The organism is Ruegeria arenilitoris (genome assembly GCF_013032855.1).
GTDB classification, from domain to species: Bacteria; Pseudomonadota; Alphaproteobacteria; order Rhodobacterales; family Rhodobacteraceae; genus Ruegeria; species Ruegeria arenilitoris.
The window spans coordinates 45,915-57,498 of the sequence record NZ_WQDA01000005.1; the positions used below are offsets into that span (position 1 = coordinate 45,915).

Genomic DNA, 11,584 nt, shown 5'->3' on the forward strand with positions numbered 1-11,584 from the left:
GGGCTGACAGGAGGTTGCGATGACGGGAAAGGCGCTGATTCTGGGATCTTCGGGGCGTTTTGGCCGCAATGCCGCAGACGCGTTTCAAGCGGCCGGATGGACGGTGCGGGGATTTGACCGCGCGAGGGATGATCTGTCCACCGCAGCCCGGGGTGCGGATGTCATCGTGAATGGCTGGAACCCGCCATACACCGAGTGGGCGCGGCAGGTGCCGGATTTGCACGCTCAGGTCATCGGTGCGGCGAAGGCAACCGGGGCGACCGTGATCGTGCCCGGGAACGTTTATGTTTTCGGGGCCGACACGCCTGGGCCGTGGGCGGCAGATACGCCGCATCTTGCAACCAACCCTCTGGGCCAGATTCGGATCCGTATGGAGGAGGCCTATCGGTCGTCGGGCGTGCGCACCGTGAACCTGCGCGCCGGGGATTTCCTTGACACGCAAGCCTCCGGCAATTGGTTCGACCAGATCATGATCAAGCCCCTGGCCAAAGGGCGTTTCGTCTATCCCGGTGACCCTGACATTGCCCATGCCTGGGCCTACCTGCCGGATCTGGCCCGCGCTGCGGTTCAGTTGGCCGGGATGCGGCATGACTTGCCGCGCTATTGCGACATTCCTTTTGCCGGATACACGTTGACCGGCCGCCAATTGGCACAGGCCTTGTCGGAAGTGACCGGGGCTCCGGTGCGCCTGAAGCAGATGAACTGGTGGCCAATTGTTCTGGCCCAGCCGTTCTGGAAACTGGCCCCGCATCTGCTTGAGATGCGCTATCTGTGGGACACGCCGCACCGCTTGGATGGCTCGTTCTTCGACTCGTTGATCAGCGATTTCGCATCCACGCCGCTGCACGAGGCATTGAAAACCGCTGTGTCTGACCTGTCGCATGATAGCCCGCGAACCACAGACGTGGATCGAGTTCAGGGCCTGTCATAGGCCCGGCGGCATGTCAGGGTGTGACAAGTCAACCCAAATCAGGCGATGTCGGCTGGCCTTGCGGGCCGCGGCAAGGGGCGCGCCTTTGGCGTCAGTCCAGCGGATGCCGGCGTTTTCAACCACCCAGTCGACCGATGGCAGCAGATAGTCAACACGCCGTTCACCCACCGCCTTCCAGACCACCGTTACAGCCGAGCCTGCGCCATCCACGGGTCGCGGATCCTGCAGGCTGGGGTGCTGTAACAGATCGCGGATGGCTTCATTGCGCCCCTCGCCCAGGTTCGGGTCAAGATTGGCGTCACCGGCAATGATGAAACGACTTTTCGGGGCTGGACCCAGCCCGCCGTCAAGCAACACCGACCACAGCCGGATCTCATCGCGATTGCGCAATCCGTTGCGATCCTCAGGCCCGTCGAAGACAGGAGGGGTGGCGTGAAAGGTCATCAGGTTCAGGCGGCCTTGAGGCGTCTCCACCGGAACGATCCAATGGGCGGTCGACGACAGGCGCTGAACAGCGTGGGCCTGTTCGGACGGGAAAGGCAAATCGCCACGGGTGGGTAGTGTCGCGCCGGGCAGATCCTTCCACAGCAGCGCCGAGAGGTCACGAACCTCATCCTTTGCGATCGGATAGCGGGACAGCACGGCCAGTCCGCCATTTCCGGTGAAACGGCCCCATCCCTGGGCGTCCCCGGGTCCGCCCCGTTCTCCGTCCCCGTCCAGATCAAGCGACGTCATCAGCCCCGAGTTGGGCTGACCAGCGAAGAAATGCGGGAAATCCAGCCCTGCCGCGCGCAACCGATCAGCCAGAGCGGACAAGGCCAGGTTGTCATGGTCCCAGTCGATGCCTTGCAGGGCCAGAACATCGGGGGCAGTGGCGGTCAGAACGTCAATCACGGCCTGCACCTGGGGATCATCACGCCGAATATCCCGCAGCAGCAGGCCCGGACCTTTCCGGCCTAGCTCAGCATTGAAGCTGGCAACGCGCACTGGCTCTGCCTGCGCCACAAACGGCAGCAACAGCAGAACAAGAATACGGATCATGCGGTTTGGGTCGTCTCGGTGGTCGAGTAGGCGCGGCGTTTTTCCACGATCAGCCCGGCAATGCGCAGCGTTGCCATCCCGCGCATGATCATGCTGGCCGGCAGGAAAGCCCACGCGCTCATGGTCCAGATCAACGTCTGCGGATTGGACAACGACAGCGGATCAATGAAATCCGTGAGCAGCTTGATCAGGGCCGGAATCAGGAACGGTAGCAGAACGCCGACCGAGATGTTCAACCGACCGTCGCGCTGCAGGCGAGTCACCACGTCTCCACCCTTGGTGGGGTCGAACAGGGGCAGGTTGGTCCAGACATTGAATGCCCCATTGCCAGTGGGCCATCCACGCAGTTTGACCGCATAGGCAAAGCTGGCGATCGTGACCAAAGCGGCGACATAGGCGACACTTGCCGTGATGCGTACCAACTCGACCAGGGGTTGGCTCGCGTCAGCAGGCAGCATCAACACCACCAGGCGGACAGGTGAATAGGGGAAGTCGACGACATTCGCGACGGCCAGACCGACCGAATACACGGTGCTGGTCAGTTCCGTCGGCGCATAGGCGTTCTTGCAGATCAAGGTCAGAAACGAGATCATCGACATCAGGCCGACAAAGCGCAGTCTGTTCACGGGCGGCGCATCGCGGAATTCGATAAAGCTGGGAAAGGCCGAGTTGTATTCGGCGAATGTCAGGATGAATGCTAGGATTGCCAGAAAGACAACGATCTCGGTCCCGTTGGACGTAGATGCGGGCAGATACAATGCGGGTGTCAGCACCAGAAGTGCCACCAACAATCCCCGTATCGCAGCCCCTGTTGTGCGAGCAATCACTATCCGAACCCTTTCCAAACCGGACCAGTCGATTCTTTGCCGACTTGGTTCCAACTTGATGCCCGCCAATCTCGAAATTTGGCGGATGCCCCTTTAGCGCCATCATTGGCGATAAGCGGCATTTCGCTCAAGCCGAGGTGCAGAAAACACGTGATTTCGGGCAAAAAGATGGCGAAACTGGTGCGGCTTTGCATCATTCACGTCGCAAATTCGACGTGTAATGGAAATGGTTCTCTACATGTTGTGGTTGCTTTGACTTTAACCCCAAGAATGCGAACGGGGCCGCCTTGGCGACCCCGTCAGGTTGAGTATCCACAGGTTCTTCCCCAGAATCACACCCAGGGGCGCGCCTGGCTGGCATGGGACTCGAACGAGTCGATGTGGTGATCTTTTTCCATCGTCAGGCCGATATCGTCCAGACCGTTCAGCAGGCAATGCTTGCGGTGCGGGTCGATATCAAACTCGATCACGACGCCGTCCGAGGTGACGATCTGCTGATCTTCCAGATGCACGGTCATGCGCGCGTTCTCGCCCTTGTGGGCATCCTCCATCAGCATGACGTGGTGGTGTTCTTCGACCACAATGGGCAGGATGCCGTTCTTGAAGCAGTTGTTGAAGAAGATGTCTGCGAAGCTGGTCGAGATGACCACCTTGATACCGAAATCCTTGATCGCCCAAGGCGCGTGTTCCCGAGATGAGCCGCACCCGAAGTTGTCGCCGGCCACCAGAATCTCGGCGTTGCGATAAGCGGGTTTGTTCAGGACGAATTCTTCGTTCTCGCGTCCGTCATCGTGATAGCGCATCTCGTCGAACAGGACGACGCCGAGGCCGGACCGTTTGATCGTTTTCAGATGCACCTTGGGAATGATCATATCGGTATCGATATTGATCAGGGGCATGGGGGCTGCCACACCGTGGACTTTTTCAAACTTTTCCATGTTCACACTCCTGCGGGAGAGGTCAGGCCCCATGCCCCGCGTTTCAAGCTTGTTGAGCTTCTGTTGTTTCGTCTTTGGGCGCGTTCTTGACGAAGAACGCCATGAAGACCAATCCGAACCCGTTGAACAGCATCTCGATGCCCAGCAGGATGCCCAGCAACTGGAACAGCACCGCCGGTTCCGAGCTTGCATAAGACCAGATGATGCCTGCCAGGATGATCGACAAGATGCCCGAGATCAGGGTTGGCCAGAAAAATGACGTGCCTCGCATCTGAAACGAGAGAATGATCCGTGCGATCCCGCCTGCCATGAACAAGATAAGCACCACTGTTGCCAGCGTCAGAGTGCCTGCCAGCGGATGGTCCAGAAACGACCAGCCCAGGAACAGCATGACCGCACCCATGATGAAGGCAAGGATCTTGTTGCCGGTTCCTTCGACGGTGAAACCCCCGACAACCTGCAGAACGCCGGATACCAGCAAAAGGACGCCGGTGACCACGGTCACTGCCACGGATGCCACGACCGGTGCGCCCAGCACGAAGATGCCGAACACTATCGATAGAAGCCCCATCAGGAGCCATTTGACCCATTCACTCATTTCAGTCTCTCCCTCAAATATCTAGATATGAGGGGACCTTACATCAATTCGCGCACATCTGTCAGCTTTCCCGTGATTGCCGCAGCGGCAGCCATCGCGGGGCTCAGCAGATGGGTGCGTCCGCCGCGGCCCTGACGGCCCTCGAAATTGCGGTTCGACGTGGCGGCGCAGCGCTCGCCCGGGGTCAGCTGGTCGGGGTTCATCGCCAGGCACATCGAACAACCCGCAAGGCGCCATTCGAACCCGGCCTGCTTGAAGATCTCGGCAATGCCTTCCTCTTCGGCCTGCGCGCGCACGAGGCCCGAGCCGGGCACGACCATGGCGCGGATGCCGTCCTTGATCTTTTTGCCCTTCAGGATCTCGGCAGCGGCGCGCAGATCCTCGATCCGGCCGTTGGTGCAGGAGCCGATGAAGACGGTGTCGATCTCGATGTCGCTCAGCTTCTGCCCCGGCTTCAGGCCCATGTATTCGATCGAACGGCGCGCGGCCTCGACCTTGCCGCCCTCGAAATCCTCGGGGTTGGGCACGGTCGCGGTGATCGGCAGAACGTCTTCGGGGCTGGTGCCCCAGGTAACCACGGGGGCGATGTCCTCGCCGCGGATGGTGACGACCTTGTCCCAATGGGCGTCGTCATCGGAATAGAGCGTCTTCCACCAGGCCAGAGCAGCCTCCCACTGCGCGCCTTTGGGAGCGTGCGGGCGGCCCTTGACGTATTCGAAGGTCTTTTCGTCCGGCGCGATCAGGCCGGCGCGGGCGCCGCCCTCGATGGCCATGTTGCAGACGGTCATGCGGCCTTCCATCGACAGGTCGCGGATCGCTTCGCCGCAATATTCGATCACATAGCCGGTGCCGCCGGCGGTACCGGTTTCGCCGATCACGGCAAGGGTGATGTCCTTGGCGGTCACGCCCGGCTGCAGCTTGCCGGTGATCTCGACCTTCATGTTCTTGGACTTCTTCTGGATCAGCGTCTGCGTGGCCAGAACATGCTCGACCTCGGAGGTGCCGATACCGTGGGCCAGCGCGCCGAACGCGCCGTGGGTGGCGGTGTGGCTGTCGCCGCAGACCACGGTCATGCCCGGCAGGGTCCAGCCCTGTTCGGGGCCGACGATGTGGACGATGCCCTGACGGATATCATTCACCGGGTAGTAGTGAATGCCGAATTCGCGGGCGTTCTTGTCCAGTGCTTCGACCTGGATGCGCGATTCGGGGTTCTCGATTCCGTTCACGCGGTCGGGCGTGGTGGGCACGTTGTGGTCCGGCACGGCGATGGTCTTTTCCGGCGCGCGCACCTTGCGGCCCGCCATGCGCAGGCCTTCGAAGGCCTGCGGGCTGGTCACTTCGTGCACCAGGTGGCGGTCGATATAAAGCAGGCAGGTGCCATCGTCGGCTTCGTGCACGACATGGGCATCCCAGATCTTGTCATAGAGTGTTTTGGGGGACATCGGTCCTCTCCCGTCTGTATTGAGAAATGCTGGCGAGTGGCTGGGCGCCGATTATAGGCGGGCCAGAACCGTGCGGGCGGCCCCGAAGAACCGTTCACGCAGGCGCGCGCGGTCTTGCAGTTTGGGAGCAGGGGCCTGATGGAATCTCATGCGATCCAGATATATCGCGCCCCCTCGTCAATCAAGGCTCAATCCGCGTCCCACGACAGGTCGGTGGGCCTTGCAAGCCGCCACATTGCTGTTCAATCTGGCGGCAGGAGACGCGCATGGACAATGATTTGATCCCAAGTTCGATTTCAGAACTGTTCGACAACATGGCCGAGGCCTTTCTGTTGCAGCTTGGGAACCTGGTCGAGTTGATCGTGACTCCGGGGTGGCGGCAGTATCAGATCGCCATCATCCTGGGGCTGGTGGCGCTGTCCTTCCTTTTGACACTGCTGACAAAAGGCCGGTGGGAAGCCTGGGCACGGACGCGCAGTGGATGGCCCAAATGGCGGTTGCGGGTTCTGGTTCAGCTGATGCAGCGGATGACGCTGGTCTACTTCGTCGTGCTGGCCTGGGGCGTCTATCTGGTGATGCAGCAGGTCACCTGGCCATCGCGCAGTTACATCATCGGTGTTCTGGCAACGCTGGCAGCCGCGTGGCTGGCGATCGCGCTGATTTCGCGACTCGTCCGCAACCGGACGATTCGGCGCATCTTCCGCTGGTCGATGTGGATCTACGCCACGCTGGTCGCGCTGAGTCTGACCGATGACGTCGCCGAGTTCCTGGATGGCGTGGCGATTTCGATCGGCAGCCTTCACATCTCGGTATTGGGGATTCTCAAGGCCATTCTGCTGATCGGCACGTTGTTGGTGCTGGCGCGGCTCGGCACCCGGGCGGCGGAACGCGGGCTGAAAAGCAATGACGACATCTCGCCCTCGATGCAGGTGTTGCTGGCCAAGGGGATCCAGGTGGCGCTGTACGGGCTGGTCTTTCTGGTCGGGATCCGGACGCTGGGATTCGACCTGACCGGGATCGCGCTGTTGTCCGGTGCGGTTGGCGTCGGTATCGGCTTCGGCCTGCAGAAGGTCGTGTCGAACCTGATCTCGGGGATCATCATCCTGATGGACCGGTCGATCAAGCCGGGCGACGTGATCTCGCTGGGCGATACGTTCGGTTGGATCAACGCGCTGGGCGCCCGCTACGTCTCGGTCGTTACCCGCGACGGGCGCGAATACCTGATCCCGAACGAGGATCTGATTACCGGGCAGGTGGTGAACTGGTCCCATTCCGACGAGTTCGTCCGCCTCGATCTGACCTTCGGCACCAGCTACGGCGACGACCCGCACAAGGTGCGCGAGTCCGCCGTGCGAACGGTGAAATCAGTCAAACGCGTTCTAAGCGGCGGCAAGCACGAACCGGTCTGCCACATCACCGGGTTCGGCGACAGCAGCGTCGATTACGTGCTGCGGTTCTGGATCCGCGATCCGACGGCCGGCCTGACCAACATTCGCGGCAATGTCTATCTGGCGCTGTGGGATGCATTCCAGGCCGAGGGCATCTCGATCCCCTTCCCGCAGCGCGAAGTGCGCCTGCTGGGGCAGGGTGCCACCGACACCGCTGTGCCACATCTGGACACGGATTGATCAACCCCGTGCCATCAACGGTTGCCGTTCATTGAAATGTTGCAATTGCCTTGCTACCTTAATAGTACCCCGGCGCCGGGGTTACACGGCGCTTTAGCAAGGAGGACCATGTCCTGTCTCTACACACACAGGCGGGTTTGCCCGCCGATGAAGGGGCCGCTGTGATGGCCCGCTCTCAGTCAATCAGCGACAAGCTGCTTGAACGCATCCTTTCCTCACTTTCCGATGACAAGGCCGAAGATGTTGTGCAGATCAACCTGCAGGGCAAGTCTTCGGTGGCCGACCACATGGTCATCGCTTCGGGCCGGTCGACGCGTCAAGTGTCGGCGATGGCGGAAAAGCTGACGGATCGCATCAAGCAGGAATTCGGTTTCACCTCGAAGGTCGAAGGCAAGGATGCCGGCGACTGGGTGCTGATCGATACGGGCGATGTGATCGTCCATATCTTCCGCCCCGAAGTGCGCGAATTCTACCAGCTGGAAAAGATGTGGCTGCCTCAGGGCGGCAGCGCCTCGGCGAACTGAGGCGCCATCCCGGCCCGTATTGAAGGGCCGGCGGCGAGAGCGACATGCGTATCAGCATTTGTGCGGTCGGGCGATTGCGTGCCGGACCGGAGAAGACCCTGCTTGACGACTATCTGACCCGTTTCGACCGGACCGGCCGCGGCCTGGGCTTGGGGCCTGCGCGCGTGATCGAGGTCGAAGACAAGAAAAACGCCGGTATGGGCGCCGAGGCCGCGTTGCTGCGCAAGGCGCTGCCCGCTGGCGCGGTGATCTGCACATTGGACGAGCGGGGAAAGGTGATGTCTTCCCCCGATTTCGCGCGGAAGCTGGCCGGGTGGCGTGACATGGGCCGGCAGGATCTGGCCTTTGTCATCGGCGGCGCCGACGGTATCGACCCGGCGCTGCGGGCCGAGGCCGATTTTTCGATTTCTTTCGGCGCCATGGTCTGGCCGCATATGCTTGTCCGGGTGATGCTGTCGGAACAACTCTATCGTGGCGCGACGATCCTGTCGGGCGGCCCGTATCATCGGGCCTGACCACTGTGGCCCGTCTACTGATCGTCTATCATTCGCGCACCGGCGGCAGCCGGCAGATGGCCGATGCGGCCGCACAGGCGGCCAGCGCCGAGGCCGAGGTCAGCCTGAAACCCGCCGAGCAGGCGGGACCCGACGATTTGCTGGCGGCCGACGGATACATCTTTTGCGCGCCCGAGAACCTCGCGGCGCTGTCAGGCGTCATAAAGGACTTTTTCGACCGCTGCTACTATCCGGTTCTGGGCCGGATCGAGGGGCGGCCCTATGCGCAGATGATCTGCGCCGGGTCCGACGGTCAGAACGCGGCGCGGCAACTGGCGCGCATCGCCACCGGTTGGCGCTTGAAAGAGGTGCAGCCGCCCCTCATCATCTGCACCCATGCCCAGACGCCCGAGGCGATATTGGCGGAAAAGACCATCCCCGAGGATGAACTGGACAAATGCCGAGAGATCGGCGCGGCGCTGGGCGCCGGGTTGTCGCTGGGCGTGTTCTGACGATCAGTCCAGCGTCACAAGCGTGGTGTCCGTGTTCCAGCCGTCGACACTGCACCGGGCCTGCACCTGAACCTGACTCGCGCCTTCGGGGATCGCGACCCCGCCCAGCGACCGGGTAAAGGGCTGCTCGGTCTCGTGCGGGTGATGCAGAACTCGCATCCCCAGCTCGGTCCCGTCCATCGCCAGAACGCGCCAGCCATCGGCATAGTGGTCCCACCCGGTATCGGGATGGCGGATGGTCACGTCGAATCGCCAGGTCTCGCCCGTGCGCGTCGCGGAGACATTTTCGACCGTCGGCGGGTCGGCGAGGGCCGGGGCGGCCAGAAACAGGCAGGGGATCAGGTGTCGCATTGCGCCAGTCTAGGGTCTGATCGGGCGGGGCGCGATCACGTCTGCGTGTCCGGCGGCAGGCTCAGCAGGATCGCGCGGGAATGCGAGGCAAACTCGCGCCGATAAAGAACCCCCAATGTCAGAAGCGTGCCGATGATCAAAGTGATCGGGCCCAGGATCCAGGCCAGCGAGGCCAGCGCGAAATAGGTGGCGCGTAGGGCACGGTTGAAGCTGCGCGCGGCGGTCACGCAGATCTCGGCCGCCTGCGCCGCGCGGGGATAGGCCTGCGGATCCTCGGGGTCGTTCGGCACCGCCGCCATCAGCACCGCGCAGTAGCCGAACAACCGATGCGCCCAGACGTATTTCAGAAACGCATTCGACAGAAACAGCAGCACGATCAGGATCTTGACCTCCCACACCATGGCCGGTGCGCTGCCGATGGCCAGATCCTTGGCGACGCCCGACAGCCGCTCGGTATTGCCCAGAAGGGCCAGCCCGCCCCCGATGGCGATCATCGTGGTCGAGGCAAAGAACGTACTGCCCTGACGCATCGTGCCCACGACCTGGGCGTCGAACATGCGGGGCTGACGGGTCACCATTTCGCGCATCCAGCAGCGGCGGAATTCGTCCATCATCACCGCGACCGAGCGCTTGCCGGGCGCGGGGTTCTCGATCCGCCATCCGATCCATTGCCAGGCGATCAGCAACAGCAGGACGGCGGCGTAGTCCAGGGGCGAAAACAGCAGGGCGCGTTCGGTCAATGTCATGGCGCGACAGTACGTCCGACGAAGGCAACTTGCCAGATGCAGAAATTGGTAATATTATTTTACCAAACTGGAGGATCCGCCATGGACATGCCACAGCCCAACCCCGACGTTTTGGCCCACAAGGCCAGCGTTCTTGCCCGTCTGCGGCAGGTTCTTCCCGAAGATGCCATCATTGCCGATCCGTCCGAAACCCGCGCCTATGAGTGCGACGCCCTGACCGCCTACAAATGCGCGCCGATGATCGCGGTTCTGCCGTCTTCGACGCAGGAGGTCTCGGACATTCTGCGAATCTGCCACGACGAAGGCGTGCCGGTCGTGCCGCGCGGGGCCGGGACCTCGCTGGCCGGTGGGGCGCTGCCCACCGCCGATTGCGTGATCCTGGGCGTGGCCCGCATGAACGAGGTGCTCGAGGTTGACTATGACAACCGCTTCATCCGTGTGCAGACCGGCCGCACCAATCTGAGCGTCACCGGCGCGGTCGAAGAGCAGGATTTCTTCTATGCGCCCGATCCGTCGTCGCAGCTGGCCTGCGCCATCGCGGGCAATATCGCGATGAATTCGGGCGGCGCGCATTGCCTGAAATACGGCGTGACCACCAACAACCTGCTGGGCGTGACCATGGTGCTGATGGATGGCCGCGTGGTCGAGATCGGCGGCGCGCATTTGGATTCCGGCGGTCTGGACCTGCTGGGCGTGGTCTGCGGCTCGGAAGGGCAGCTGGGGGTCGTCACCGAGGCGACTCTGCGCATCCTGCGCAAGCCCGAGGGCGCGCGCCCGGTCCTAATGGGTTTTGATGACAATGCGGTGGCGGGTGAATGCGTCTCGGACATCATCAAGTCGGGCATCCTGCCCGTGGCGATCGAGTTCATGGATCGGCTGTGCATCGAGGCCTGCGAGAATTTTGCCCATGCCGGCTATCCGAATTGCGAGGCGCTGCTGATCGTTGAGGTCGAGGGCTCGGACGCCGAGATCGACAGCCAACTGGCCAAGATCGTCGAGATCGCCAAACGCCACAACCCGGTCGAGCTGCGCGAAAGCCAATCGGCCGAGGAAAGCGCCCGCATCTGGCTGGGCCGGAAGTCGGCCTTTGGCGCGATGGGGCAGATCAACGACTACATGTGCCTGGACGGCACGATCCCGGTGTCGGCCCTGCCGGACGTGCTGCGCCGCATCGGCGAACTGAGCAAAGAGTTTGGCTTGCCCGTGGGCAACGTGTTCCACGCCGGCGACGGCAACATGCACCCGCTGATTCTGTTCGATGCGAACAAGCCCGGCGATCTGGAAAAATGCGAGGCCTTCGGGTCCGAGATCCTGAAACTGTGCGTCGATGCCGGCGGCTGCCTGACCGGTGAGCATGGGGTGGGCATCGAAAAGCGTGACCTGATGCATCATCAATACGCGCCGCAGGACCTTGAGGCGCAGATGGCCGTCAAGGACGTGTTCGACCCGAAATGGCTGCTGAACCCCGCCAAGGTGTTTCCGCTGGATGCCAGTGCGGCCCGCCGCGTCGTGCCGATGGCGGCGGAATGAATTCCCAAGACAGAACGGACCC

General features: G+C 62.2%; 14 protein-coding genes. 6 read left to right on the forward strand and 8 right to left on the reverse strand.

Annotated features, from left to right (window positions below; all coding sequences use genetic code 11):
* The first annotated feature begins 19 nt into the window (after window positions 1-19).
* A complete protein-coding gene (locus tag GOW72_RS15700; protein WP_170367502.1) occupies window positions 20-931 on the forward strand; it encodes a Rossmann-fold NAD(P)-binding domain-containing protein in 912 nt (303 codons plus the stop codon).
* On the opposite strand, the gene GOW72_RS15705 is transcribed toward GOW72_RS15700, so the two are convergent.
* The 6 genes from GOW72_RS15705 to GOW72_RS15730 form a co-directional block, all read right to left on the reverse strand.
* On the reverse strand, window positions 926-1,972 hold the full coding sequence (locus GOW72_RS15705) for an endonuclease/exonuclease/phosphatase family protein (RefSeq protein ID WP_170367503.1): 1,047 nt from the start codon (window positions 1,970-1,972) through the stop codon (window positions 926-928). The genes GOW72_RS15700 and GOW72_RS15705 overlap by 6 nt on opposite strands.
* Window positions 1,969-2,799: a hypothetical protein gene (locus tag GOW72_RS15710; RefSeq protein ID WP_170359843.1), complete on the reverse strand. Its 831-nt coding sequence runs from the start codon at window positions 2,797-2,799 to the stop codon at window positions 1,969-1,971. The genes GOW72_RS15705 and GOW72_RS15710 overlap by 4 nt, the downstream gene beginning before the upstream one ends.
* Before the next feature lie 332 nt (window positions 2,800-3,131).
* Window positions 3,132-3,737 carry a 3-isopropylmalate dehydratase small subunit gene (leuD, locus tag GOW72_RS15715; protein ID WP_170342515.1) on the reverse strand — a complete coding sequence of 202 codons (606 nt, stop codon included), beginning with the start codon at window positions 3,735-3,737 and terminating at the stop codon, window positions 3,132-3,134.
* 43 nt (window positions 3,738-3,780) lie between these two features.
* Window positions 3,781-4,335, reverse strand: a complete 555-nt coding sequence (locus tag GOW72_RS15720) for an HdeD family acid-resistance protein (RefSeq protein ID WP_170343176.1) — start codon at window positions 4,333-4,335, stop codon at window positions 3,781-3,783.
* 38 nt (window positions 4,336-4,373) lie between these two features.
* Window positions 4,374-5,777, reverse strand: a complete 1,404-nt coding sequence (gene leuC, locus GOW72_RS15725; RefSeq protein ID WP_170367504.1) for a 3-isopropylmalate dehydratase large subunit — start codon at window positions 5,775-5,777, stop codon at window positions 4,374-4,376.
* A 51-nt stretch (window positions 5,778-5,828) separates the two neighbouring features.
* Window positions 5,829-5,927, reverse strand: coding sequence for an isopropylmalate isomerase (locus GOW72_RS15730; protein WP_170367505.1), 99 nt, complete (start codon window positions 5,925-5,927; stop codon window positions 5,829-5,831).
* A 116-nt stretch (window positions 5,928-6,043) separates the two neighbouring features.
* On the opposite strand from GOW72_RS15730, the gene GOW72_RS15735 reads away from it, so the two are divergent.
* From GOW72_RS15735 to GOW72_RS15750, 4 genes are all read left to right on the forward strand, one after another.
* Window positions 6,044-7,405 carry a mechanosensitive ion channel family protein gene (locus GOW72_RS15735; protein ID WP_170367506.1) on the forward strand — a complete coding sequence of 454 codons (1,362 nt, stop codon included), beginning with the start codon at window positions 6,044-6,046 and terminating at the stop codon, window positions 7,403-7,405.
* A 164-nt stretch (window positions 7,406-7,569) separates the two neighbouring features.
* Window positions 7,570-7,929 (forward strand): ribosome silencing factor, encoded by a 360-nt coding sequence (gene rsfS / locus GOW72_RS15740; protein WP_217358180.1) that lies wholly within the window; start codon window positions 7,570-7,572, stop codon window positions 7,927-7,929.
* Between the two features lie 44 nt (window positions 7,930-7,973).
* Window positions 7,974-8,444, forward strand: coding sequence for a 23S rRNA (pseudouridine(1915)-N(3))-methyltransferase RlmH (gene rlmH / locus GOW72_RS15745; RefSeq protein WP_170367508.1), 471 nt, complete (start codon window positions 7,974-7,976; stop codon window positions 8,442-8,444).
* A 5-nt stretch (window positions 8,445-8,449) separates the two neighbouring features.
* On the forward strand, window positions 8,450-8,935 hold the full coding sequence (locus GOW72_RS15750; RefSeq protein ID WP_170367509.1) for an NAD(P)H-dependent oxidoreductase: 486 nt from the start codon (window positions 8,450-8,452) through the stop codon (window positions 8,933-8,935).
* A gap of 3 nt (window positions 8,936-8,938) precedes the next feature.
* Here the strand turns inward: GOW72_RS15750 and GOW72_RS15755 are convergent, their stop codons facing one another.
* Window positions 8,939-9,286 (reverse strand): hypothetical protein, encoded by a 348-nt coding sequence (locus GOW72_RS15755; protein ID WP_170367510.1) that lies wholly within the window; start codon window positions 9,284-9,286, stop codon window positions 8,939-8,941.
* Window positions 9,287-9,321: 35 nt separating this feature from the next.
* Window positions 9,322-10,032: a DUF599 domain-containing protein gene (locus GOW72_RS15760; RefSeq protein ID WP_170367511.1), complete on the reverse strand. Its 711-nt coding sequence runs from the start codon at window positions 10,030-10,032 to the stop codon at window positions 9,322-9,324.
* Between the two features lie 81 nt (window positions 10,033-10,113).
* Between GOW72_RS15760 and GOW72_RS15765 the strand changes: the two genes are divergently transcribed.
* On the forward strand, window positions 10,114-11,562 hold the full coding sequence (locus GOW72_RS15765; protein ID WP_170367512.1) for an FAD-linked oxidase C-terminal domain-containing protein: 1,449 nt from the start codon (window positions 10,114-10,116) through the stop codon (window positions 11,560-11,562).
* The last annotated feature ends 22 nt before the right edge of the window (window positions 11,563-11,584 follow it).